This window comes from Mesorhizobium sp. M0408 (assembly GCF_040321495.1).
GTDB lineage: Bacteria > Pseudomonadota > Alphaproteobacteria > Rhizobiales > Rhizobiaceae > Mesorhizobium.
The window spans coordinates 98515-122711 of record NZ_JAMYRO010000007.1; the positions used below are offsets into that span (position 1 = coordinate 98515).

Sequence of the window (24197 nt, forward strand, 5' to 3'; positions counted from 1 at the left end):
GATTCGGTCTGCCGGCACAGATCAAAACGTGAACGACCCGAAGGCGCCCCGGTTGACGCTTTTCCTGCGAGGTCTTAGGTGAGACGCCATGTCGATCAAGCCGCTTATCATCCTCCCCGATCCCGTCCTGCGCCAGGTTTCAAAACCGGTCGAGCGTGTCGACGGCGATCTGCGCAAACTGGCCGGCGACATGCTGGACACCATGTATGACGCGCCCGGCATCGGCCTCGCAGCGATCCAGGTCGGCGAACCCTTGCGCATGCTGGTGATCGACCTGGCCAAAGAGGACGAGACGCCGGCACCGCACGTCTTCATCAATCCCGAAATCCTCGAAAGCTCCGACCAGCGTTCGGTCTACGAGGAAGGCTGCCTGTCGATCCCGGATTACTATGCCGAGGTCGAGCGTCCGGCGGCGGTGCGGGTGAAGTTTCTCGACCGCGACGGCAAGCTGCAGGAGATCGAGGCCGAGGGGCTGATGGCGACCTGCCTGCAGCATGAAATCGACCACCTCAACGGCGTGCTGTTCATCGATCACATCTCCAAGCTGAAGCGCGACATGGTGGTCAAGAAATTCAAGAAGCTCGCCAGGGACAAGGCGCCGGGCAAGATGGTGGGGTAGGCGTCGACGAAATGCCCCTGCGTGTCATCTTCATGGGTACGCCTGAATTCTCCGTGCCGACGCTGCGGGCGATTGCCGGGGCCGGGCACGGGTTGACGGCCGTCTACACGCAGCCGCCGCGCGCCGGCGGCCGGCGCGGGCTCGAACTGACGCCGTCGCCGGTGCAGCGCGAGGCGGAGCGGCTGGGCATCGAGGTGCGGTCGCCGGTGTCGCTGAAGAGCGAGGCGGAGCAGGAGGCGTTCCGCGCCTTGCGTGCCGACGTCGCCGTGGTCGTCGCCTACGGATTGCTTCTACCCAAACCCATTCTCGAGGCGCCGCGGCTCGGTTGCCTCAACGGTCACGCATCGCTATTGCCGCGCTGGCGCGGCGCTGCCCCTATCCAGCGCGCCATCATGGCCGGCGATACCGAAACGGGCATTATGGTGATGCGGATGGAGGAAGGCCTCGACACCGGGCCGGTGGCAATGGTTGAAAAATGTCCCATTGGACCCGACATGACGGCCGGCGATCTGCACGACCGGCTGATGGTCCTCGGTGCTGCGCTGATCGTGCAAGCGCTCGAACGGCTGGAGCGGAATACGCTGACATTTACCACACAGGCGGAGGTGGGGGTGACCTACGCCAAGAAAATCGATAAATCGGAGACTCGCATAGACTGGCTGCGACCTGCCGGCGACGTGCACAACCAGATTCGCGGCCTGTCGCCCTTTCCCGGTGCATGGTGCGAGGCCGAAATCGGCGGCCGCGTGGAACGGCTGAAACTGCTTCGCTCGACGCTCTCGCAAGGCGCCGGCGAACCGGGAGGAATTCTCGATGACCGGCTGACGGTCGCCTGCGGGTCAGGCGCGATCAGGCCGGTCGAAGTTCAACGTGCGGGCGGAAGGCCCATTGCCGCGCAGGAGTTTCTGCGCGGGGCCAAGCTCGAAAAAGGAATGAAATTGTCATGAGCATGATGTCCATACGCGCGGCGACGCCGCGGGACCGCGAGGCGATCCGCCTTGTCGAAGAACACGCGTTCGGCCAGCAGACGGAGGCCGGACTGGTCGACGCGCTGGTCACCGGCGGTGATGCCGTCGTCGAACTGGTGGCGGACGAAGACGGGCAAGTGGTCGGCCATATCCTGTTTTCACGGCTCTTCGTGCAGAATGGCGGCAAGAGTTTCCCGGCGGTGGCGCTGGCGCCTCTAGCGGTCGAGCCGTCGTTCCACGGCACCGGCATCGGCGGTGCGCTGGTCCGCGAGGCGCATATCCGCCTGAAAGCTGCCGGCGAGACGCTCGCCGTGGTGCTCGGCGATCCGGCCTATTATGGGCGTTTCGGCTACAGCCGTGCCCGTGCCGCGAAATTCGACAGCGACTACCAAAGCGAGGCTTTGCAGGCGCTTGCCTGGGGCGAGGCGCCGGAGACCGGCAGGCTGGTCTACGCCTCGGCCTTCGGCTCAGCCCTCGCCGCCTGATTTCGCCTCGATCCGGGAATGCCGCGTTTTCGCCTCGACATCGAATATGACGGCAGTCTCTTCGCCGGCTGGCAGCGCCAGGCCAACCAGCCATCGGTGCAGCAGGCGATCGAGCAGGCGATCGAGAAGTTCTGTGGTGAGCAGGTTTCGCTGCGCGCCGCCGGCCGCACCGATGCCGGCGTCCATGCGACCGCTCAGGTGGCGCATGTCGATCTGATCAAGGCATGGCCCGGCGACAAGGTGCGCGACGCCGTCAACGCGCATCTGCAGGCGGCCAAGGTGCGCATCGCCATCCTGAAGGCCGCCGTCGTGCCGGATGGCTTCGATGCGCGTTTCTCGGCGATCAGCCGCCATTACCTCTACCGCATCGTCAATCGCCGCGCGCCGGCGGCGCTCGACAAGGGCAAGATCTGGTGGGTACCGAAGCAGCTCGATGCCGGTGCCATGCACGAAGCGGCAAAGGTGCTGCTTGGCCGGCATGATTTCACCACCTTCCGCTCGACCCAGTGCCAAGCCACCAGCCCCGTCCGCACGCTCGACCGGCTGGATGTCAGCCGGGCGGGCGATTTCATTGAGGTCCGCGCTTCGGCGCGGTCATTCCTGCACAACCAGGTGCGCTCGATGGTCGGCTCGCTCAAACGTGTCGGCGAAGGCGGCTGGACTGTTGCCGACCTCAAGGCGGCGCTTGAGGCGCGCGACCGTGCGGCCTGCGGTCAGGTGGCGCCGCCCGACGGGCTGTTTCTCGTCGGCGTCGATTATCCGACGCCTGGCTGATCCGGAACGCTGATCCCGAGCAGCGCCTGCAGGCCGAACAGGACGATCAGCGACGCCACGAACATGCCGGCAAAAACGGCGCTGCCGGCGGCCGCACCCCTGCCGATCGCAACGTTGGTCATCCGCCAGGTCAAGACCATCGACAGCGCGAACAACAGCAGCGACACGAGTCCGGAGACTTCGTTGGCCGACGTCAGGAAAAGCCGGATCAACGCCGATGGCAGCATCATCCAGGCGATGATCGCCGAGGCCCAATTGCTGGCCACGACATAATGGACGAAACGGCCGCCGACGCCGACCCGCGGCGCCACCAGGGCGAGGCCTATGAGCGGCAGCACCCAGGCGCCGATATCGACGGTTGCCAGGCGGATCAACATGCTGAAACGGCCGACGAATGCGTTGGGATCGCCGATTTCGTTGGCAATACCGACCCAGCCGACGATCAGTGCCGGCGCCGCGACAACGATGGCAAAAAAGGAGTTCCAGAATCCGTCCGCCGAAAGGTCGAGCAGGCGAAATCCGTCGGCCTTGCCGAGCATCAGCCGCCAGGCACCGGCAAGCGAAGCGTAGGTTTCATCCGCTGAAAGCATCACTAGGATATGTCCTGCGCAAACCAGTCTTCAACGAAGCGCAGATAAATCTGCGTCAGCGTCTCGAGGTCGGCAATCGCCACGCGTTCGTCGACCATGTGCATGGTCTTGCCGACCAGTCCGAATTCGACCACCGGACAATAATCCTTGATGAAGCGGGCATCGGAGGTGCCGCCGGAGGTGGAGAGCGCCGGCTTCCTGCCGGTCACCGCCTTGATCGAGCCGCCAAGCGTCTCGATCAACCTGTCGTCGCGTGTCAGGAAAACATGGCTCGGCCCGTCGCGCCAGACGATCTCGTAGTCGACCGGCGTCTTCTTGCCGGCGCGGTATTTCTTGCGTTTCGCCGCCCGGTCGAGGCGGTTGTGGATCTCGGCCTGGATCGTCTCGGCGGTCCATGTGTCATTGAAGCGAATATTGAAGGTAGCCGCCGCCTTCGCCGGGATGACGTTGGTGGCAGGATTGCCGACATCGATGGAGGTGACCTCAAGATTGGTCGGCTGGAAATCCCTTGTTCCGTTGTCGAAGACGGGGTCAAGCAAGGCGTCGACCAGCGTCACCAGGCCGCGCACCGGGTTGTCGGCTAGCTGCGGATAGGCGGCGTGTCCCTGGCGGCCGTTGACGACGACCGTGCCCGATAGCGAGCCGCGCCGGCCGATCTTGATCATATCGCCGAGCGCGTCGGGATTGGTCGGCTCGCCGACGATCGAGGCATCCCATTTCTCGCCCTTGGCGGCCGCCCATTCGAGCAGCTTCGTCGTGCCGTTAATCGCCGGCCCTTCCTCATCGCCGGTGATCAGCAGCGAGACCGACCCCTTCGGGCCGCCCTTCTGCGCGATATGTCGCGCTACCGCCGCGACGAAACAAGCAATGCCGCCCTTCATGTCGACGGCGCCGCGGCCGAACATCTCGCCATTGGCGATCTCGGCGCCAAAGGGTGGGTGCGTCCAGGCTGTTTCATCGCCCACCGGCACGACATCGGTATGGCCGGCAAACATCAGATGCGGGCCGTTGCCGGAACGCCGCGCGTAAAGGTTCTCTATGTCAGGTGTGCCGGATTCGGAAAACACCGGGCGCTCGACGGCAAAGCCGAGCGGCTTCAACATTTCTTCCAGCGCGCTCAGCGCACCGCCTTCGGCGGGCGTCACGGAAGCGCAGCGGATGAGAGCAGCCAGATTTCTGGTCGGATCGGTAGGCAGCGTCATGGGCAAAAGCGATAGTCGAAAGCGCAAGGCCTGTCACGGCCAGACATAAGGGCCAGCCATGCCGCCGACATTATGGTTTTCATGCCGTATAGTTGCGGCAAGGCCTCTCGACCAGGACAGGGCCATCGCATGATCACGCATGGCAGGACGATCGTAATCGCCGGTGCCGGCAGTATCGGCTGCTACGCCTCCGGCTGCCTGATACTTGCCGGGCGAAAGGTGGTTCTGCTGGCGCGGTCTCGCATCGAGAAGGCGCTGCAAAAAGGTGGATTGCGCATCACCGACCGTGATGGCCGCGACCGATCCGTCAAGCCGGAGGCATTGTCGGTCACCGCCGATCCGGCCGCGGCATTCCCCGGTGCCGATGTCATCCTGCTAACGGTCAAGAGCGGCGCGACGCAGGACATGGCCGGGCTTATTGCGGCCCATGCCCGACCGGATGCGGTGGTACTCAGTCTGCAGAACGGCGTCGACAATGCCGATAAGTTGCGAGCCCATCTCGCCGCCCGGCGGGTGCTCGCGGGCATGGTGCCGTTCAACGTGGTCCAATCGGCGGAGGGCGAATTGCCGCTTCGTCTGCACCGCGCCAGCGGCGGCAAGGTGATGATCGAACAGGGTCCGACAGGCCTTGACGAACTGCTTGACGTTGAGGGCTTTGCCGTCGCCACGCATGGTGACATCGAAGCGGTGCTATGGGGCAAGCTGCTGCTCAACCTCAACAACGCGCTGGTGGCGCTTTCCGGCCTGCCGCTGGCGGCAGAGCTTGCCGATCGCCGCTGGCGGCTGATCCTGGCCGGCCAGATCGACGAAGCATTGGCGGCAATGATGGCGACGGGCATCGAACCCGCTCGCATCGCCGGCCTGCGTCCCGCGCTGCTGCCGAAAGTGCTTCGCCTGCCCGACTGGCTGTTCAAGTTCTTGGCGCGGCGGATGCTTGCCATCGACCCTGCCGCGCGTTCGTCGATGTGGGATGACCTTCAGCGCCGCCGGCCGACGGAGATCGGCGAACTGCAAGGCGCGGTCCTGCGTTTGGCCGAAAAGGCCGGCACGCCGGCGCCGTTGCTGAAGCATGTCACGGCACTGGTGCGCGCGGCCGAGCAGAAGAGGCGCGGATCGCCCTGCCAGACGCCGGAAGCCGTTGTCGCGACCGTCAGATCGTAGCCCGCACAGGCGCCCAGTAACGGCCCTTGCCGGTGCGCTTGGCTTCGTAGAGCGCATGGTCGGAACAGGTGAGCAGGATTTCCGGATCGCCTCCGTCGGCGGGTGCGCATGCGCTGCCGACGCTCAAGCCGACATGGATGGCGGAGCCGACTCCGAGGTCGAAGGGCACCGAGACCTTTTCGATGGCCCGCTTTGCCAGGTAGGTGGCCTCGATCTCCGAGGTTGCGGGCAAAAGAATGACGAATTCGTCTCCGCCGATACGGAAGACCACGTCCCCCGGACGGAAGCCGCGCTTCAATCGTTCGGCCACCTTGCGCAGCAGCACGTCGCCGACGGCGTGGCCAAAACGGTCGTTGACCTGTTTGAAACCGTCGAGATCCATGCTGAGCACTGCAAACGGCTTGCCGCCATTGGCGGCCGGCGCCGCAAGGTCGCGGCACATGTCGCGCAATTTCTCCTGCAGGAAGATGCGGTTTGGCAGGCCGGTCAGCGCGTCCTTGATGGCCAGGTCGCGATTGTCCAGTTCGGCGCGGATCATGCGGGCATTGATTGCGTGGTTCTGAAGCAGCACGATGATGACGCCGGCCACATAGAACGGCGTTTGAATTCCGACGATCGGCATTCCGGGCGCCGCAGAAAACAATGCACCGACCACGTAAGGCAGGCTTACGGCCAACATGACGAATATGGCGAAGCGCGGGGTCGCCGCATTGCGTGACGACACCACGCCGACGACGCCTGCGACATTCAAGGCGGCAAGTACGGAAAGCGCCATATTCCCGCTGGCAACACAGCCATAGCAGCCGAGGCCGAAAACGACCGACCAGACGCCGCTGGCTGCCATCAGGCCCGCCAGCGGCCCTTTCGAGCCGCGCCTGCGGGCCTGCTCGCATTCCCGCATCAGCAGAACGCGGACGGTGAAAAGCATCAGGTCGGCGGCAATCCAGGCGTAGGGCCACCAATCCCCGGTGGCAAGAGCGGCGCTGACCGCAACCAACAGAACGCTGATGGTGCCGAACAGGACCGCGAATTTGCGCTCGAAGGTGGTGTCGAGAAGCCGGGCGCGGACAGCTTCCGGTTCCAATTTCATCGGCGAAGAGAACCAGGCAAACAGGCGAGCGGCGGCGCTCCACGTTTTGCGCGGCTCCTTGGTGGTCAGGGATAGGTCGCTTGCCAGTCGAGCGCTCCGTGCCGGTCGACACAGTCTTCGCCGGCATGCTGGGCCAGGGTGATTAACATTCGCTTAGAGCATCCGGCGCAAAACCGGGCTTTCGGAACTCCCCGTTCCGCCGCTCTGGAGCAATTCCAGGAAAAGTGTGAAGCGGTTTTCCGTCCGGAATTGCGTCAAAACAAAAAGATAGAGCGGTTCGGCGTTTCTGCGAAACGATGAACCGTTCTAGCGGATCTGCCGCCGGATGGCCGGTTTTAGCTTGCCGGCCCCGGTTGTCTGCGGACTGCAGGCCGACGCGGCGGACCCGGCTCGGGATAGGTCTTCGCCGCACGTGCCGGCTGCCCATGAGGGGTTTCGATCAGCGTGATCTTCTGCCAGATCTTTCGCGAGAGGTTCGAAGCCAGGTTCTCGATGTCGTTGACGCCGTCGATGACCACGGCGTCATTGACCGACTGCGCAAACAGCGCGGCGATCTTGCCGGTGATCGACAGCATCTCGGAGCAGTAGTCGAGATAGCGGGCAAGGTCGGCGGCGTTGGTGATGCGGGCTGGCGAATGCGCAGTCGGCTTGAAACTGGCTGAAAGCGTTGCCGGATCCTTGGTCAGCTGGTGCATGTCGATGACGTGGATCAGCGAACGCAGCCCGTGGAGCTGGCGAAACACCCGCTTGCGCTTGATCCGCTCCTCGGAGCGAATCAGGGCCAGAAAGCCCAGCACCGCGAGGATGATCATGTTGAGGGAGGCTTCGATGCCTTGCACCGACTGGAAGGCATCGTGGTTTCCCGAGATGCGGCCGAGCGGCAGGATTGTGCCGACGAACAGGAACATCAGCGCTCCGACGACGAAGGCGGCGATGATGAGGCCGCGCAGCCACCAGATCGGCGCCTCCAGCGCCTTGGCTGCCTTTGCCAGATCGCGCGACAGCGACACGAGCTCGGCGGCGACGCCGCGCAAGCCGGCATCGGGAAAACGCTCGGCGACGCGCTCTTCCAGCCGTTCGGCGGTTTCGAGGATCAGTTTCGAATCAAGCGAGCGGTAGCGCATGACGAAATATCCGATCGGCGCTCAGGGTTCGGCCGGTGCGTTGGTGCGCTTGCCGTAGCGGTTGGGTCCCGGCTGCCCGGGAAATAGGCAAAGCACGAGGAAAGCGATAATCGAGACAACCGGCACGAACAGCACCAGCGCCGCAACGCCCGGCTTGTCGAGGTCATGCAACCGCTTCACCGCCAGCACCACGTTCGACCAAAGCGAGGCAATGAAGGCGATGAAGAAAATGAACGACCACATGTTGCTCTCGGTAGTGCCTTCCGGAACCAGCGTGAAACGGTAGAGTGGGAGGGCCTGTATGATGGCCACCAGCAGTCCTCCCAGAAAATAGGCCGCGCGGCTGACGCGGCCCGAAGTTCTGAAGAAAAGCCAGATGAGGTCTGATCTGTCAGGCAAGCGAATTCCGTCCGTATTCGTTGAGAAAGATCAATCGCGCAGCAATTCGTTGATCGATGTCTTGGAACGGGTTCTGGCGTCGACCCGCTTGACGATGACGGCGCAGTAGAGGCTGGGGCCGGGCTCGTTGTTTGGAAAAGGCTTGCCCGGCAGCGAGCCGGCGACGACGACGGAATTAGGCGGCACCTCGCCGTAGAAGATCTCGCCGGTGGCGCGGTCGACGATCTTGGTCGACTGGCCGATGAAGACGCCCATGCCGAGCACCGAGCCTTCGCGAACGATGCAGCCTTCGACCACTTCGGAACGGGCGCCGATGAAGCAATTGTCCTCGATGATGGTTGGGCCGGCCTGCATCGGCTCCAGCACACCGCCGATGCCGACGCCGCCCGACAGATGCACATTCTTGCCGATCTGGGCACAGGAGCCGACCGAAGCCCAGGTGTCGACCATGGTGCCGCTGTCGACATAGGCGCCGACATTGACGAAGGACGGCATCAACACGGCGCCGGGCGCGACATAGGCGGAGCGGCGCACGATCGACGACGGCACGGCGCGGAAGCCCGCCTTCTCAAAATCGACGGCGCTCCAGCCGTCGAACTTCGAAGGCACCTTGTCCCACCATACCGCCTGACCGGGACCGCCCTTTATGATCTCCATCGGGGTGAGCCGGAAAGACAGCAGCACCGCTTTTTTCAGCCACTGGTTGACGTGCCATTTGCCGTCGGCCTGCCGCTCGGCGACGCGGGCGACGCCCCGGTCGAGCAGGTCGAGCGCCGATTGGATGGCCTCGCGCGTCTCGCCGCGGGTTGCGGTCGAAATCGTGTCGCGTTCCTCGAAGGCGTTCTCGATGATCTCCTCGAGGCTCGCGAGATCGGGCTTCGACATGAATTCGCTCCATTACCAAGCTGTTAAGGGCCGGCGCCTTAACCTGTTTGAAAGTCGCGCGGACCCTATGTGAAGGCTTGGGGAGGGTCAATCGCAGCAGCGTCACGGGACGGCGCAAGTGAATGATTGGACGGGTAAAGCAAATATGACTCCCATGGAAAAGGCGGGATGGACGCCGCTGCCGCATTCGGACGAGGATCTGGAGCGGTCGAGAAGCGTGCCGGACACGCCGCAAACGCGCGCGGAGACATACCGGCTGGCCTGGAACGATCCCGATTTCATGACGCGGCGCGAGTTGCGCGCGGTCAGGCTGCAGCTCGAACTGCTGAAACCGGAGATGATCCTGGCCGAGCGCGGCATCCAATCGACCGTCATCCTGTTCGGCGGCGCCCGCATTCCCGAGCCCGGCGGCGAAGCCTGGGCGGCCAAGAACGAGACGCAGAAGAAGAACCTCGAGCAAAACAGCAAATATTACGAGGAGGCGCGCAAATTCGCCCGCCTCTGCTCGCAGCAGTCGGCCACCTCGTACTATCGCGAATTCGTCGTGGTGACCGGCGGCGGGCCGGGCGTCATGGAGGCCGGCAATCGTGGCGCCGACGATGTCGGCGCGCCTTCGATCGGTCTCAACATCGTGCTGCCGCACGAGCAGGCGCCAAACGCCTACGTGACGCCGGAACTCTGCTTCAACTTCCACTATTTCGCGATCCGCAAGATGCATTTCGTCATGCGTGCCAAGGCCGTTGCGGTGTTTCCAGGCGGCTTCGGCACGATGGACGAGTTCTTCGAAACGCTGACCCTGATCCAGACCGGCCGAATGGAACGCGTGCCGGTCATCCTGTTCGGCAAGGCTTTCTGGGCAAGGGCGATCGACCTCGATTTCCTCGCCGAGCAAGGCACGATCACGCCCGGCGACCAGGATATCATCGATTTCGTCGACACTGCCGACGAGGCCTGGGGGATCGTCAGCCGCTTCTATAAACTTTGACATGCAAGCAAGGACTTGAAGCGCGCCGGCTGCCTCAAGCAGGGACTTCCACGATCGCCGTGAGAAAGCCGGCGAGGTCGTCGGTGACGAAGTCCACATCGTCCTCGTTGGCCGGGTCGCGTTCCCAGATTTCCGAGAAGGTCGGCTCGAAATTGCGCGGCACCACCAACACTGTGGTCATGCCCAGCGATTTCGGCACCGACAGGTTGCGGGCAAGATCTTCGAACATCACCGCATTTTGCCCGGTAACGGCGTGGAGTTCGGCAAATTTCTCATAGGATTGCCGCGCCGGCTTGGGGTTCAGTCCGGCTGCGACGATATCGAAAATATCATCGAAATGCTCGAGAATGCCCAACTGCCGCGCGGTGCGTTCGGCATGCCGGCGATCCCCGTTGGTGAAGATGAATTTACGGCCGGGAAGCTGGCGAATGGCGGTGCCTAGGACGGGATCTGGAACCAGCCAGGAATAATCGATGTCGTGGACCTTCTCGAGAAAATCGTCGGGGTCGATGCCGTGGCGCGTCATCAATCCGTTCAGCGTCGTGCCATATTCGCGGTAGAGCTCCTTTTGCAGCTTGCGTGCTTCCTCGCGCGGCAGCGTCAGCAATTCTCCGACGTAGGCGGTCATCTTCACATCGATCTGCGAGAACAGATTCGAATGGTGCGGATAAAGCGTGTTGTCGAGATCGAACACCCAGTCGGTGACATGGGCAAAGCGGGCGGGGTCGGGAAGTGTGGTCATACGTCCTTATGGCACGAAACGATCTTTCTAACAGGAGGTTTATCCACAACCTATGCGCGCCCTGGGTAGTAAAAATGGCGCCATGATTAAAATCTTAAGCATCGCCGAAAGGTGACATTCAGCGCTTTGCTGGAACCAAGGCGGACCAGTGGGAGCAAGCGATGAATCGCATATTTCTAAAGTCTGCCGCCATCGCTTTCGCCTCCGTCGCGGTCTCGCTTTTGCTGACGCTGATCGTCGTGCCGGCAATGGGGTTTCCGATCAATCGCACCATTTGGCTGACATCCACCGTGTGCCCGCTCGCGCTTGCCTGGAGCGTCGGCGCCTATACGTTCTGGCAGGGCGAAAGGTTGCAGACCGCGCATCGCGAGCTCGCCCGCGCCCATGCCCAACTCGCCGCCGCGCACAGGCGCTTGGCGGAAAAGGCGAGCCGCGACGACATGACCGGCATGCTCAACCGCGAAAGTTTCTTTGCCGCTCTCGACGGCTCTCGGCGCAAATCCGATCGCGGGGCATTGCTGATCGTCGATGCCGACCATTTCAAGACCATCAACGACAGCTACGGCCATCTGATCGGCGACGATGCGCTGCTCCTGATCGCAAACGCGATAGAGCGTGGCGTGCGCAGCGGCGACGTGCTTGGCCGCATCGGCGGCGAGGAATTCTGCGCCCTTCTGATTGGTGCCACCGAACACGAGGCCAGGCGCATCGCCGAGCGCATCCGCCGTGAAGTCGAGCGTATCCGTTTCCGGCCCGTCGACGAACGAACGGTTCCGCTGACAGTCAGTATTGGCGGCATCACCTGCGGCAGAGACGCCGCAGTGTCGGAGCTAATGCGCGCCGCCGACCAGCGGCTCTACGAGGCCAAGCATCGCGGCCGCAATCTGTCGATCATCGACCGCGATATTTCCGAAGCCGCCTGAGCTCGGCCCTAAGCCTTCTGCTGCATTCAACCGCGCCGCTGCCAGACTGTCAAAATCCGAAGATGGCGATGCGGAACAGCAGGGCGGCCGCCGCCAGCGCCACCAGAGCGATGCCAAGGCCAATGGGAGAGCCCCAGCCATACCACTCCATCGCCAGCTTGGCATATTTGAACTCCTCGGCCGGTGTGAGTGGGCCGCGCGTCGGGGTCTGATTCATGTTTCACTCCTTGCAGGCTGCGACAGGCCTTGCCTTGCGCCTGATGCAGCATATTACTATAATGGACGTAATGTTAGGCAGATTGATAGTTAGATGGTCGAAATAAATTCGTCAAGCATGAATCGGGCCGACATGAAGACCGCCATCAGCCTTGCCATTATGGGCTGGCAGGACGCGACGCAGGCTTATGACGAGGCAGTGGGCGATAGGCTTGGGCTGAGTATGGCGGAACGCCATTGCCTGGCGCTGCTCTATGGCGGCCCGCGATCGGCTGGCGAGGTCGCGGCCGCAACAGGATTGACGCCGGCCGCGGTCACCGCGCTGATCGACCGGCTGGAGGCGCGCGGCCTGCTGACACGAACGCGCAGCCTTGAGGACAGGCGCAAGGTGGTCATAGAGGCGACGGAACTCACGCGAGAACTATCGACGCGCTATTATGGCGCGATCGCGCAGGAGGGGGAAAAGGTGATCGCCACATTCAGCGACACTGAGCTCGCCACGATCCTGCGCTTCGTCACGGCGTCCCTCGACCTTCAGCGCGACCAACTGGCCCGGCTGAAGGCCGAGGCGTTGGAAACAGCCGACAGCCTATAGGCTCGCCGGGTCGAGCGCTGGCTCGCCTTTGCGGCGCGCCACGATCGCCGCAAGATCGGCGGTCTCGAAAGCATCGCGCAGGGCGTCGAACGACGGCAGCACGAAATAGGCGCGCTGGAACTTATCGATCTCGTAGCCGGTGCGCATTACGGTTTCCAGGTCGAAGGGGACATGGTGCGCCTCGCCGCCTTCGACCGCGAACTGAAGCTCGGTGAAGGATGACATCAGCCCGGCACCGAAAGCCTTCAGCGGCTGGCCCGGCTCGCGTATCAGCCCGTATTCGACGGTGTACCAGTAAAGCCTGGTGATCATCTCGTCGCCGCCGAGCGCAATCACGCTGTCGGCCTTTTTGCCATACATCTGCATGAAGTCGGCAAAGACCGGCTGCGTCAGGATCGGCACGTGACCGAAGAAATCGTGGAACATGTCGGGCTCGACGATGTAGTCGAGCTCCTTTTGGGTTCGCAGCCAGTTGGTGACCGGGAAGCGGCGGTTGGCGAGGTGGTCGAAGAACGGCTGGGCGGGGATGAGCCCCGGCACGGCGACGATCTCCCAGCCGGTGAGCTTGCGCAGCTTCTCGCTGACCGCACCGAAATCCGGGATCTTGTCGAGAAGGCCGAGCGCCGCAACGCCATCGAGATAGGAATGGTGGGCGAGCTTCCTGGTCAGCTTCGTCTGGCGGTCGCACAGCGTGCGCCACACCGCCTGTTCTTGGTCGCTATAATTGTAGCCCTGCGCCACGGTGAAATCGGCACGGCAGACCGAATAATCGCCGCGAAGGCCTCGCGCAGCGCATTCGCGGGCATAGTCGGCAACGTTCATTGTCATGGCTTGCTCTCCCTGGAAATCATGATCAGCGGATTGCCGGAAATTCTAGCGGGATGGCGCGAGGCAAATCAGCTTTGATGGTGGCTCAAATGCGGGGTTGGAGGTAAAAGACTCCACGGTCGAGCTTTGGGAGAGTGAAAATGCCTCAGTTTGATGAATTCGAGATCAAGATGCTCGACATCCTGCAACGCGACGGGCGCAAGCCGGTCTCCGAATTGGCGCAGGAGATTGGGCTGTCGACGACACCTTGCGCGCGGCGCTTCGAGGCCCTTCAGCAAGCGGGCATCATAAAGGGCTTTGCTGCGGTGCTCAGCCGCCGCGCCGTCGGGCTGATGGTCGAAGTGTTCATCCAGGTGCGCCTCGTAACCCACAGCGACGGCTCGCCCGAAACCTTTATCGCCGCCGTGCAACGCATGGACGAGGTGTCGTCGTGCTGGACGATGACTGGAGACTACGATTTCCTGCTGCATGTCATGGTGCCGTCGGTCGACGAGCTCAATGCCTTCGTCATGCACCGGCTGATGCGGCTCGAAGGCGTGCGCGACGTACACACGCAGCTTGTGCTGCAGAACATCAAGGGGCCTGGCCATGTCCCGCTTGCACATCTCAGACGATAGGCATTTCTGCGGAAAAGCTGCACACAAACTGCTGAAGCGAGCCAATCTCCAGAGCTAGATCGCCGACTACGACATGCGGACCGCCATTGCATAAGGCCCGCCATGAAAATCGTCTTGATCAACCCGCCGCATACCGCCATCGGCAGCCGTGTGCCGGACGACCATCTGCCGCCGCTCGGCTTGCTGGCACTGGGCGGTCCGCTGATCGACGCGGGACATCAACTACGGCTTGTGGACGCCGAATTCGGGCCGATGGCGCTTGCCACGCTGGTCCGGGACGCCTTGAGCGACCATCCCGACTGCATTCTGATCGGCCATTCCGGCTCGACCTCTGCACATCCGACAGCCCTGCTGATCGCCGGCATGGTCAAGGACATCGAGCCAGCGACAATCCTGATTTATGGCGGCGTGTTTCCGACCTATCACTGGCGCGACATACTGGCCGAAACGCATGCCTTCGACTTCATCGTGCGCGGCGAGGGCGAGGCGACAATCGTCGCGCTGGTCGAAGCGCTTGAGAAACGCAAGCCGCTGTCGGACGTGGCGGGGATCGCTTTTCCTGACGATTCGCGCCGTCCTTTTGCCACCCGGCCGGCAAGGACGACGCCAATTTCGACGATTACCGCATCGGCTGGGAACTGATCGACTTCAGCCGCTATAGCTATTGGGGAGACAAGCGTGCGGTGGTCATGCAGTTCTCGCGAGGCTGTCCGCATCTGTGCAACTATTGCGGCCAGCGCGGCTTCTGGACGCGCTGGCGGCACCGCGACCCCGGGAAGTTCGCGCGGGAGATTGCCTGGCTACACCGCGAGCATGGCGTCGAGCTGATCAACCTTGCCGACGAGAACCCGACGTCGTCCAAAAAAGCCTGGCGCGCCTTTCTCGATGCGATGATCGCCGAGAATGTGCCGGTGCTGATCGTCGGCTCCACCCGCGCCGACGACATCGTCCGCGACGCCGACAGCCTGCATCTCTATCGCCAGGCCGGCGTCATCCGCTGGCTGCTTGGCATGGAAAATACCGACGAGCAGACGCTTGCATTGATCCGCAAGGGCGGCAGCACCTCATCCGACCGCGAGGCGATACGGCTGCTGCGCCTCAATGGCATCTTGTCGATGGCGACCTGGGTGGCCGGTTTCGAGGACGAAAGTTTGCGCGACCTCTGGCGCGGCTTCCGCCAGCTGATCGCTTATGACCCCGACCAGATCCAGGCGCTCTATGTAACGCCGCACCGCTGGACGCCGTTCTTCAGGATTGCCAGGGACCGCAAGGTGATCCAACTGGACGCCCGCCTGTGGGACTACAAGCACCAGGTGCTGCGGATGACGCGCCTCAAGCCGTGGATGTTGTTCTTCGCCATCAAGCTGATCGAACTGGCCGTGCAGTCGCGGCCCAAGGCGCTGGCGCGCATCCTGTTCCACAAGGATCCGGAGCAACGGCATTCGATGCGCTGGTACACCAAAATGGGCCGCCGCGTCTGGTTCCGCGAAGTCTGGGGCTTTCTGGTCCGCGACCGCCGCCTGAAAAATGGCCCGACGCTCGCCGAATTCTGGGGCGCGCCGCAAGACGAGGAAGAGGAATCGATGGTTGTCGAACGCCTGTCGCGTCAGTCCGTGACCGCTATTTCGCCAAACGCCTGAGCCCCTCAGACACCCGGCCTCACGGCACGATCAGCGTGCCGGCGCCGTGTTCGGTGAACAGCTCGAGCAGCACCGCATGCGGCGTCTTGCCGTTGAGGATGACGACGCCTGCGACGCCGCGCTCGATTGCCTCGATGCAGGTCTCGACTTTGGGGATCATGCCGCCCGAGACAGTGCCGTCCTTGATCAGGGCCTTGGCCTCGGCCACGGTCAACTCGTCGATCAGCTTCTTGTCCTTGTCGAGCACGCCGGGCACGTCGGTAAGGAACAGCAGGCGCGTCGCCTGGCAGGCGCCGGCGATGGCGCCGGCAAAAGTGTCGGCGTTGATGTTGTAGGTATGGCCGTCGCGGCCGGGCGCCACCGGCGCCAGCACCGGGATCATTTCGGACCGCGCCAGGAGGTCGAGCAATGTGCGGTCGACCTCGACAGGCTCACCAACGAAGCCCAGGTCGAGCACCCGCTCGATGTTGGAATCCGGATCGATCATGGTCTTGCGCGCCTTTTCGGCAAACACCATGTTGCCGTCCTTGCCGCACAGCCCGATCGCCCACTCGCCCTCGGCATTGATCAGCGCGACGATCTCCTTGTTGATCGACCCGGCCAGCACCATCTCGACAATCTCGACGGTCTTCTGGTCGGTGACGCGCAAGCCGCCCTCGAATTTGGATTCGATGCCCATCTTGCTGAGCATGGCGCCGATCTGCGGCCCGCCGCCATGCACGACGATCGGGTTGACGCCGGATTGTTTCAAAAGTGCGATGTCGCGGGCGAAAGCCTTGCCGAGCGCGATGTCGCCCATCGCGTGGCCGCCATATTTCACCACGACCGTCTTGTTCTCGTAGCGCTGCATATAGGGCAGCGCCCTTGAAAGCAGCGCGGCCTGCATTTCGGCGGTGGCGGCGACATCCGTCATCGGCGTGGTTCCCAGCTTGGCATGAACGGCGGCGTCTTAGCGAGAATTGGACGAGGGGGCAAACGGCTTTGCTGTCACGATCGATCAAATCACCGCCTATGCCGGCCGCTGCAGCGGCGCCCGTCGGCCCAGCCAGCCCGAGATCCTTTCCATCTGCGCGGCGAACGACAAAAGCGTTTCCTCGTCGCCGGGGCGGCCGGCGGCCTGGACGCCGAGCGGCAGGCCGGCATCGGTGACGTAAACCGGAAGCGTGATCGACGGTTGCCCGCTGACGTTCTGGATCGCCGGCCAGTGGGTGAACCACAGGCTCTTGTCCATCAGCTGGCCGAATAGCGGCTTGAACTTCAGCAGGCCGGCGAGGCGCAGTCTGTCCAGAACATTCTCGATGAATTCGTCGGCGCCTTTCGGGTCCATGGTGCCGCAGGCGAGCGGCGGGTGCGCGATGACAGGCATCAGCACTGCATCATAGTGCGCGGTTTCGGTGATAAGCCGGCGCGAGGTTGCGTGCAGCCGCTGCAGGCCGGCATAGATTTCGCCGGCCGAGAGAATTTCACCGAACCGGCTCATCACGCGCGTGGCGCGTTCGATGTCGCCTGAGATGGAGCGGCCGACGCGCAAGGCCTCGCCACGCATCGTGCCGGCCACCGCCGCAGCGACGGTTCTGGCGAAATCGGCGATGAAATCGCGATCGATATAGGGCAGGTCGATCTCCTCGACGCTGTGTCCGCCTTCGCGCGCCAGCCCGATCGCCGCATCCAGAGCTTTCAACGTCTCTTCCGATATCGGCAGGCCGAGCGGCGATTTTCGATAGAAGGCGAGCTTGAGCTTGCCCGGATCGCGCCCGGCGGCCGCAGTGAAACTGCCGTTCGGCGAGGGTGCCGCGTAGGGCGACAGCGGGTCGGGCCCGTGGGTCAGGTCGAGCAGCAGGGCCGTATCGCGCACCGAGCGGGCCAGCGCATGGTCGACGACGAAGCCGTACCAGCTTTCGGTGACGAGCGGCGTCAAGGGTACGCGGCCGCGCGAGGTTTTCAGCCCGATCAGCCCGGTACAAGCCGCAGGCACCCTGATCGAGCCGCCGCCATCCGAGGCATGTGCCACCGGCACGACGCCGGCCGCGACCAGCGCAGCCGCACCGCCTGAGGAACCGCCGGTCGTATGCGCGGTGTCCCATGGGTTGCGGGTGATGCCGAAAGCCGCCGATTCGGTCACCAGCCTCAGCCCGTGTTCGGGTGCGGTGCTGGTGGCGATCGGAATCAGGCCGGCGGCCAGATAGCGCTCCGTCATCACCGAGCTGAAATCGGGGGTGAAGGCCGGGATGCGGCTGCCGCCATGCGTCGGCACGCCCTTCATAGCGATGCCAAGATCCTTCAGCGCAAAGGGCACTCCGGCAAACGGCAGCTTGCGATCGACGGTTTTCGCCCGCGCCCGCGCCGCCTCATAGAGCGGTTCGGCGATGGCGTTGATCTCCGGGTGGGTGGCCTCGGCCCGGGCGATCGCCGCATCGACGAGATCTTGCGGTGTAATGTCTCCCTTGTGCACGAGTGCGACCTGGCCGGTTGCGTCATGCTCCCACAGAACCCGCTCGATCGACATGGTCGCCCTCCCGCTCATTGCAAGCTAGCGGGCGGCGATTTCATTGGCAATCGACGCTGGCGCTGCCGGTGCGCAAGACCATTTCAGTCGTTGCAAATACATTGCAATCGCCTAATTTGGCGGCGGATGACGCCGCAGGACATCAGCAACCTGATTGTCCGGACTTCGATGAAGGACCGGGCTGCGTTCGATCTGCTCTACCGGCAGACCAGCGCGAAACTTTTCGGCGTCTGCCTTCGTGTATTGAAGGATCGGGGAGATGCAGAAGAGGCGCTTCAAGAGGTCTTCGTCAAGATATGGACGAAGGCGGACCGTTTCGCCGTTTCGGATCTGAGCCCGATCTCTTGGCTGGTGGCCATTGCGCGCAATCATGCGATCGATCGGATCAGGGCGCGGCGAGAGCCTGCCGCCTATATCGATGCCGCGCTCGACGTGGCCGATCCGGCGCCGGGGCCGGAGGCCATGGCCGTGGCGGGCGGTGAGTCCGAACGCATCTACCATTGTCTCAAGGAATTGGAGAAGGACCGGGCGGCGGCCGTCCGGGGCGCCTATCTGGATGGCAAAAGCTATGCCGAACTGGCGGAGCGCTATGGCGTACCGCTGAACACGATGCGGACCTGGCTGCGCCGCAGCCTGTTGAAACTGAGAGAATGCCTGGAAAGATGACGCTGGCTGACGACAATGGACCGGAACGTGGGGGCGACGACCTGTTCGCCGCCGAATACGTTCTTGGCGTTCTGGCCGCCGATGAACGCGAGATCGCGTCGCGCCGCATCGATGCGGACGCCGCCTTCGCGCGCCTTGTCGATGCCTGGGAGGCGCATCTTTCGCCGATGGCCGCCGCCTATCCGGAGACAGAGCCTCCGATCAGGGTCAAGGAAGCATTGGACCGCCGGCTGTTCGCTGCAGAGCCGCGCGCCGGCCTGTGGTCGAGCCTTGGCTTCTGGCGCGGTCTTGCCGCCGCCGCCATTGCGGCACTGGCGATCTACATCGCCGTGCCTTACTTCCGCCCGTCCACCGAACCGCCGCAGGCGCGGCTTGTCGCCTCGCTGGCGGCCGAAGGCAGCGACGTCAAATATCTCGTCGTCTACGATGCCGCCCGTCACGAGGTCGGTCTTTCCCACGTTTCCGGCGAGCGGGCCGCCGGCAAGGACTTCGAGCTGTGGATGATCGAAGGCAAGAAGGCGCCGGTGTCGATGGGCGTCATCCCGGCCGGTGCGACCGCGCATTTGGCCATCCCGCCCGCCGTCCAGGAGAAATTGGCGAAAGGCGCCGTGCTTGCGGTCAGCGTTGAGCCTGCCGGCGGTTCACCGACCGGCCAGCCGACTGGACCGGTGGTCGCAGCGGGCGATCTGAAGAGCATCTGACCGCTTCTCATCTCCGGAAGCAGACCTGAAATCTATCTCCCGCGATTGAAACGCCTGCAAAGCTTGTTGGCGGCTGTCGATCCGCGCCGGGCAAATTGCAGCGACAAATATTTTTTTGCGGAGAGGACGAAACTCCAGCATTTCTATCGCGTATCTCCTTGCGTTCCCAAATGAGGGGAACGATAACCCGAGGAGATTGAAATCATGCGTAAATTCGCCACCCTTTTGCTTGCCGGCACGGTCGCCATATCCGCGCTCGCCACCATTGCCTATGCTCAAAATCCGATGGTCGGCGGCGCCGCCATGTATGCCCAGAAAAACATCGTCGAAAATGCTGTCAACTCGAAGGACCACACGACGCTGGTCGCTGCCGTCAAGGCAGGCGGCCTGGTCGATACGCTGCAAAGCGCTGGCCCCTTCACTGTGTTCGCGCCGACCAACGAGGCCTTTGCGGCACTTCCAGCCGGCACGGTGGAGACGCTGCTCAGGCCTGAAAACAAGGACAAGCTCGTCAAGATCCTGACTTGCCATGTCATCGGCGCCAAAGCGATGGCCGCCGACGTCGCCAAGATGGTCAAGAACGACGGCGGCACCCACAAGGTCAAGACGGTCGGTGGTTGCGAACTGTCGCTCAAGGCCGACGGCGGCAAGGTCACCGTGACCGACGAGAACGGCAACGTCGCCAATGTGACCATCGCCGATGTCGAGCAGTCCAACGGCGTCATCCACGTCGTCGACAAGGTTCTCCTGCCGAAGATGTAACAAACGCACGCTGCCGGCGAAGATATCACTAAGGGCCTCCCTGCGCACACTCCGCGCCGTTCACGCAAGATGTGGATAGGCGCGGAGTCCCGCTTTGAGGACAGCGATCGTCACCGGCTTTTGATTTCCGTGTGGCGGTCGAATTTGGCACAAGCAATGACAGGAGGAATGGCCATGAACCGTCGCGAGCTTCTTTTGAGTGGTGCGGCAGCCATTGGCGTTGTCGCAGGCGCCACCGCGCTGCGCATGGGCGGAGCCCAGGATGCACGCGCGGCTGAGACTTTCGAGGTTACCAAGACCGAAGCCGAGTGGCGCGCCATCCTGTCCGACGCGGCCTTCAATGTGCTGCGCAAGGAGGGCACGGAATACCCGGGCACCAGTCCGCTGCTCAACGAGCACCGCAAAGGCATCTTCGCTTGCGCCGGCTGCGGCCTGCCGGTCTATTCGTCAGAGACCAAGTTCGATTCCGGCACTGGCTGGCCGAGCTTCTGGCAGGAAATCCCGAATTCCGTCGGCAAGACCGTGGACAGGTCTTTGGGCATGACCCGCACGGAGGTCCATTGTCGCCGCTGCGGCGGCCATCTCGGCCACCTATTCGACGACGGTCCGCCGCCGACCGGGTTGCGACACTGCATCAATGGCGTTGCCTTGACCTTCAAGCCGGCGACGGCGTGAGGACGGCTGCGACCCTGACTTTGTCGGAGCGCGAGAGGACTTCGTAATGGTTGATTTTGCGCATGACCCCGAAAATCGCTTTTCGGGGTCATGCGCGAGGGCGCTAGGCGGGGGATCCAGCGCGCCTCAATGGCCTCCGCCACCGCCGCCCTGAGCGGCTGGCTTGCGGATCACCAGGGTGAAGAGCCCAAGCGTCGCGAACAAAACCGTCAGCATGAAGAATACGTCCATGAACGACAGCAGCGACGCCTGCTGCTGGACCATGCCTGACAGTTTGGAGATGGCCGCCTTGGAGGCGTCGAGCCCGGCGGTCTGCTCGAAGTTGAGCGTCATGTTCTGCAGCTTCTGCTGCGCAGCGGCACTTCCCCATTGCACGTGCTCGGAGAGCCTGGCGTAGTGGAAGGCATTGCGGTCGATCAGCACGGTGTTGATGACTGCCAGGCCGACGGCGCCGCCGAGATTGCGGGTCAGGTTGAACAGGCCAGACGCATTCTTCAGCCGCTCCGGCGGCAAGGTTCCGAGCGCAATGTTGTTGATCGGCACCATGCAAAGCATCATAGAGCAGCCGCGCAGGATCTGCGGGATCAGCAGTTCATAGAAATCCCAGTCGGCGGTGAGATGCGTCATCCACCAGGTCCCCGTGGCGAAGCCGAAGAAGCCGATCATCATCATGATGCGCGGGTCCATCTTGTTCGACAGGATGCCGGAGATCGGCGCAGTGAAGAACATGGCCAGGCCGCTGACGAACAGCGCCTCGCCGATCATCATCGAATCGTAGCCGCGGATCCGCCCCAGGAACACCGGATAAAGATAGGTCAGACCGTAGAGGCCGATGCCGACGACGAAGGAGAACAGCGAGCCGAAGGCAAAATTGATATTGCTGAAAGCCCTCAGATCGACAATCGGCTCCTCGGCGGTGAACACGCGCCAGAAGAACAGCACCGCGCCGAAGGTCATGATGACGGCGCAGATGAACACCGCCTGATCCTGCAGCCAGTCGTTGTTGGGACCTTCCTCCAGCACATATTCCATGCAGCCGAGGAAGGCGGCCATGCCGGCAAGCCCCCACCAGTCGAACTTGCTGAACAGCTTGAGATTGGGTTTGTCGAAGTCGATCAGCGACCAGGCGGCCGTCGTCACCAGAATGCCGGGCACGACGTTGACCAGGAACAGCCAGTGCCAGGACATGGCATGGCTGATATAGCCGCCGACGGTCGGGCCGATGGTTGGCGCCAGCGTCGCTACCAGGCCGATCATCGGCGAGACGATGGCGCGACGCGACGGCGGGAAGATGGTGAAGGCGGCTGCAAAGACGCTCGGGATCATGCCGCCCCCGATGAAGCCCTGCACGGCGCGGTAGACGATCATCTGGTCGATATTGGTTGCGGTCGCCGCCAGCGCGCTGGCCGCGGTGAAACCTGCCGCCGAGATTGTGAACAGCACCCGCGTCGACAGCATCCGGCTGAGGAAGCCCGACAGCGGGATCATCACCACCTCGGCAATCAGATACGCCGTCTGCACCCAAGGAATCTCGTCCGAACTGGCGCTCAGGCCCGCCTGGATCTCGGCCAGCGAGGCCGAGACGATCTGGATGTCCAGGATGGCCATGAACATGCCGAACACCATTGCCAGGAAGGCGATGACGCGGCGTGTCGAGATGTGGTCAACCGGCACCGGCATGGCTGGCGTCGGCGCCGATCCTGCAGTTAGGGTTGCGGTCGCCATGACCCTTTGCTCCCGGTTCCGCTTTACTTCGATGCCGAAGGCGCCGTGCGGCTGTCGACGGCGACGACGACGCTCAGGCCGGCGCGCAGCTTGCCCGTCTTCAGCACATCCGCGGGCACGTCGATGCGAACCGGAACGCGCTGCACCACCTTGGTGAAATTGCCTGTGGCGTTCTCCGGCGGCAGCAGCGAGAACACTGCTCCCGAAGCCGGGGCCAGCGACGACACGGTACCCTCGATGTCCTGACCGTCGATCGCGTCGACCGACACTCTGACCTTTTCACCAGGCACCAGCCGGGCAAGCTGGGTCTCCTTGAAGTTGGCGACGATGTAGAGCTTGTCCATTGGCACGATGACGGCGAGCTTCTGTCCGGGGCTGATCAGGTCGCCCTGCTCGACCGAGCGGTTGCCGACCACGCCGTCATAGGGTGCGCGCAGCACGGTGAAGGACAGATCCCGCACCGCCTTGTCGTGGGCAAGCTGCAGCGAGGCCAGCGTGCTTGCCGATTCCGCCCGCTGCGCCTGAAGCACGCCGATATTGGCCTGAGCCGCCGCGATCTGCGCGTCGGCGCCGGCTAGTGCGGCATTGGCTTGCTCGACCGCCGTCTGGGCATCGTCCAACTGGGCCTGGGTACCGACGCGGGTCTTGAGCAACTGGGCGGCACGAACCTGAGCTCGCTTCGCATTATCGGCCGCGGCCTGGTCGGCGGTCTTCTGCGCCTGCGCCTGCTTGAGCGAGGCGCGCGCCGCCTCGGTCTGGGCATCGATGCGGTCGAGCGTCTTGCTCAACGTGGCGATCTGCGCCTCGGCCTGGGCAACGGCTATCTTGTAGTCGCCGTCATCGACGATCAGCAGCGGGTCGCCGGCCTTCACCTGCTGGTTCTCGGTCACTTTGACCTGATCGACATAACCCGAGATTTTTGGCGAGATGAACGCCGTGTCGGCCTGGACATAGGCATCGTCGGTCGTGATCATGAAGCGCCCGTCGGTCCAGTAATCATAGCCATACCAGGCGCCGGCGCCCAGCAGGGCCAGGCCGATGATGGGCAGCAACATCGAGCGCATCGACCGCTTCTTCTTGGCGGGAGCCAGCGGGGTGACGTCGGCGGGCTTGAGAGGGGTTTCCGGCGCTTCGATCGCAGGCTGGACCTTGGCACTGGGGAAGGGGCGGACTTCGGCACTGGTGGGCGCGTTCGAGGACATGATATCTCTCTAAATTAACTGGCGCTGAATTTCGTCAGACTGAACCGTTCGGTTCGATCTCGATATTGACTTAGCGCTTAAAGAGGCCCATATCAAGAGCAATCGAACCGGATGGTT

At 63.2% G+C, this 24197-nt stretch carries 26 protein-coding genes and 1 pseudogene; 14 read left to right on the forward strand and 13 right to left on the reverse strand.

Annotated features, from left to right (window positions below; translation table 11 throughout):
* Positions 1 to 88 precede the first annotated feature (88 nt).
* The 4 genes from def to truA are packed head-to-tail and all read left to right on the forward strand — an operon-like array spanning position 89 to position 2846.
* On the forward strand, positions 89 to 619 hold the full coding sequence (gene def / locus NKI67_RS10575) for a peptide deformylase (RefSeq protein WP_023676950.1): 531 nt from the start codon (positions 89 to 91) through the stop codon (positions 617 to 619).
* Between the two features lie 17 nt (positions 620 to 636).
* Positions 637 to 1566, forward strand: a complete 930-nt coding sequence (fmt, locus tag NKI67_RS10580) for a methionyl-tRNA formyltransferase (RefSeq protein ID WP_352635036.1) — start codon at positions 637 to 639, stop codon at positions 1564 to 1566.
* Positions 1563 to 2072, forward strand: coding sequence for a GNAT family N-acetyltransferase (locus tag NKI67_RS10585; protein WP_023677468.1), 510 nt, complete (start codon positions 1563 to 1565; stop codon positions 2070 to 2072). Before fmt ends, NKI67_RS10585 begins: the two co-directional genes overlap by 4 nt.
* An 18-nt stretch (positions 2073 to 2090) precedes the next feature.
* Entirely contained in the window at positions 2091 to 2846 is a 756-nt protein-coding gene (gene truA, locus NKI67_RS10590; protein WP_023677469.1) for a tRNA pseudouridine(38-40) synthase TruA, read from the forward strand.
* Here the strand turns inward: truA and NKI67_RS10595 are convergent.
* Positions 2828 to 3436, reverse strand: coding sequence for a hypothetical protein (locus NKI67_RS10595; RefSeq protein WP_023677470.1), 609 nt, complete (start codon positions 3434 to 3436; stop codon positions 2828 to 2830). The genes truA and NKI67_RS10595 overlap by 19 nt on opposite strands.
* 2 nt (positions 3437 to 3438) lie before the next feature.
* The gene (gene dapE, locus NKI67_RS10600; protein ID WP_352645279.1) at positions 3439 to 4638 is read right to left on the reverse strand and encodes a succinyl-diaminopimelate desuccinylase; all 1200 of its coding nucleotides are present in this window, start codon (positions 4636 to 4638) and stop codon (positions 3439 to 3441) included.
* A 129-nt stretch (positions 4639 to 4767) separates the two neighbouring features.
* Here dapE and NKI67_RS10605 point away from each other — a divergent pair, with 129 nt between their 5' ends.
* Positions 4768 to 5799, forward strand: a complete 1032-nt coding sequence (locus tag NKI67_RS10605) for a 2-dehydropantoate 2-reductase (RefSeq protein WP_352645281.1) — start codon at positions 4768 to 4770, stop codon at positions 5797 to 5799.
* Here the strand turns inward: NKI67_RS10605 and NKI67_RS10610 are convergent.
* The 4 genes from NKI67_RS10610 to dapD form a co-directional block, all read right to left on the reverse strand.
* Positions 5789 to 6889 carry a GGDEF domain-containing protein gene (locus tag NKI67_RS10610; protein WP_023677471.1) on the reverse strand — a complete coding sequence of 367 codons (1101 nt, stop codon included), beginning with the start codon at positions 6887 to 6889 and terminating at the stop codon, positions 5789 to 5791. The two genes, NKI67_RS10605 and NKI67_RS10610, sit on opposite strands and share 11 nt — an antisense overlap.
* A gap of 335 nt (positions 6890 to 7224) precedes the next feature.
* Entirely contained in the window at positions 7225 to 8013 is a 789-nt protein-coding gene (locus NKI67_RS10615; RefSeq protein WP_023677472.1) for a hypothetical protein, read from the reverse strand.
* A 21-nt stretch (positions 8014 to 8034) separates the two neighbouring features.
* Entirely contained in the window at positions 8035 to 8412 is a 378-nt protein-coding gene (locus NKI67_RS10620; protein WP_023677473.1) for a DUF805 domain-containing protein, read from the reverse strand.
* Between the two features lie 30 nt (positions 8413 to 8442).
* Positions 8443 to 9297, reverse strand: coding sequence for a 2,3,4,5-tetrahydropyridine-2,6-dicarboxylate N-succinyltransferase (dapD, locus tag NKI67_RS10625; protein WP_023677474.1), 855 nt, complete (start codon positions 9295 to 9297; stop codon positions 8443 to 8445).
* A gap of 145 nt (positions 9298 to 9442) precedes the next feature.
* On the opposite strand from dapD, the gene NKI67_RS10630 reads away from it, so the two are divergent.
* A complete protein-coding gene (locus NKI67_RS10630) occupies positions 9443 to 10282 on the forward strand; it encodes an LOG family protein (RefSeq protein ID WP_023677475.1) in 840 nt (279 codons plus the stop codon).
* A 34-nt stretch (positions 10283 to 10316) separates the two neighbouring features.
* On the opposite strand, the gene NKI67_RS10635 is transcribed toward NKI67_RS10630, so the two are convergent.
* Positions 10317 to 11024, reverse strand: a complete 708-nt coding sequence (locus NKI67_RS10635; protein ID WP_023677476.1) for a pyrimidine 5'-nucleotidase — start codon at positions 11022 to 11024, stop codon at positions 10317 to 10319.
* Between the two features lie 161 nt (positions 11025 to 11185).
* On the opposite strand from NKI67_RS10635, the gene NKI67_RS10640 reads away from it, so the two are divergent.
* Complete coding sequence (locus NKI67_RS10640) at positions 11186 to 11947, forward strand: GGDEF domain-containing protein (protein WP_023677477.1); 762 nt, start codon at positions 11186 to 11188, stop codon at positions 11945 to 11947.
* Positions 11948 to 11996: 49 nt separating this feature from the next.
* On the opposite strand, the gene NKI67_RS10645 is transcribed toward NKI67_RS10640, so the two are convergent.
* The gene (locus NKI67_RS10645) at positions 11997 to 12164 is read right to left on the reverse strand and encodes a hypothetical protein (RefSeq protein WP_023677478.1); all 168 of its coding nucleotides are present in this window, start codon (positions 12162 to 12164) and stop codon (positions 11997 to 11999) included.
* A gap of 93 nt (positions 12165 to 12257) precedes the next feature.
* Here NKI67_RS10645 and NKI67_RS10650 point away from each other — a divergent pair, with 93 nt between their 5' ends.
* Positions 12258 to 12758, forward strand: coding sequence for a MarR family winged helix-turn-helix transcriptional regulator (locus NKI67_RS10650; protein ID WP_023677479.1), 501 nt, complete (start codon positions 12258 to 12260; stop codon positions 12756 to 12758).
* On the opposite strand, the gene phhA is transcribed toward NKI67_RS10650, so the two are convergent.
* Entirely contained in the window at positions 12753 to 13586 is an 834-nt protein-coding gene (gene phhA / locus NKI67_RS10655; protein ID WP_023677480.1) for a phenylalanine 4-monooxygenase, read from the reverse strand. The two genes, NKI67_RS10650 and phhA, sit on opposite strands and share 6 nt — an antisense overlap.
* A 140-nt stretch (positions 13587 to 13726) precedes the next feature.
* Between phhA and NKI67_RS10660 the strand changes: the two genes are divergently transcribed.
* Together NKI67_RS10660 and bchE are read left to right on the forward strand one after the other, a co-directional pair.
* The gene (locus NKI67_RS10660) at positions 13727 to 14203 is read left to right on the forward strand and encodes an Lrp/AsnC family transcriptional regulator (protein ID WP_023677481.1); all 477 of its coding nucleotides are present in this window, start codon (positions 13727 to 13729) and stop codon (positions 14201 to 14203) included.
* A 102-nt stretch (positions 14204 to 14305) separates the two neighbouring features.
* Positions 14306 to 15843: pseudogene (gene bchE, locus NKI67_RS10665) on the forward strand (magnesium-protoporphyrin IX monomethyl ester anaerobic oxidative cyclase).
* 19 nt (positions 15844 to 15862) lie between these two features.
* Here the strand turns inward: bchE and argB are convergent.
* The gene (gene argB, locus NKI67_RS10670) at positions 15863 to 16756 is read right to left on the reverse strand and encodes an acetylglutamate kinase (RefSeq protein ID WP_023677482.1); all 894 of its coding nucleotides are present in this window, start codon (positions 16754 to 16756) and stop codon (positions 15863 to 15865) included.
* 96 nt (positions 16757 to 16852) lie between these two features.
* On the reverse strand, positions 16853 to 18349 hold the full coding sequence (locus NKI67_RS10675; protein WP_023677483.1) for an amidase: 1497 nt from the start codon (positions 18347 to 18349) through the stop codon (positions 16853 to 16855).
* 126 nt (positions 18350 to 18475) lie between these two features.
* On the opposite strand from NKI67_RS10675, the gene NKI67_RS10680 reads away from it, so the two are divergent.
* The 4 genes from NKI67_RS10680 to msrB all read left to right on the forward strand — a co-directional run bounded on the left by NKI67_RS10680 (position 18476) and on the right by msrB (position 21153).
* On the forward strand, positions 18476 to 19015 hold the full coding sequence (locus tag NKI67_RS10680) for a sigma-70 family RNA polymerase sigma factor (protein ID WP_023677484.1): 540 nt from the start codon (positions 18476 to 18478) through the stop codon (positions 19013 to 19015).
* The gene (locus NKI67_RS10685) at positions 19012 to 19716 is read left to right on the forward strand and encodes an anti-sigma factor (protein ID WP_023677485.1); all 705 of its coding nucleotides are present in this window, start codon (positions 19012 to 19014) and stop codon (positions 19714 to 19716) included. Before NKI67_RS10680 ends, NKI67_RS10685 begins: the two co-directional genes overlap by 4 nt.
* A 204-nt stretch (positions 19717 to 19920) precedes the next feature.
* Complete coding sequence (locus NKI67_RS10690) at positions 19921 to 20478, forward strand: fasciclin domain-containing protein (protein ID WP_023677486.1); 558 nt, start codon at positions 19921 to 19923, stop codon at positions 20476 to 20478.
* A 174-nt stretch (positions 20479 to 20652) separates the two neighbouring features.
* On the forward strand, positions 20653 to 21153 hold the full coding sequence (msrB, locus tag NKI67_RS10695) for a peptide-methionine (R)-S-oxide reductase MsrB (protein ID WP_352645285.1): 501 nt from the start codon (positions 20653 to 20655) through the stop codon (positions 21151 to 21153).
* A gap of 126 nt (positions 21154 to 21279) precedes the next feature.
* Here msrB and NKI67_RS10700 read toward each other — a convergent pair whose 3' ends face one another.
* Both NKI67_RS10700 and NKI67_RS10705 read right to left on the reverse strand, forming a co-directional pair.
* The gene (locus NKI67_RS10700; protein ID WP_245274730.1) at positions 21280 to 22833 is read right to left on the reverse strand and encodes a DHA2 family efflux MFS transporter permease subunit; all 1554 of its coding nucleotides are present in this window, start codon (positions 22831 to 22833) and stop codon (positions 21280 to 21282) included.
* A 68-nt stretch (positions 22834 to 22901) separates the two neighbouring features.
* A complete protein-coding gene (locus NKI67_RS10705) occupies positions 22902 to 24080 on the reverse strand; it encodes an HlyD family secretion protein (RefSeq protein ID WP_023677489.1) in 1179 nt (392 codons plus the stop codon).
* Positions 24081 to 24197 lie beyond the last annotated feature (117 nt).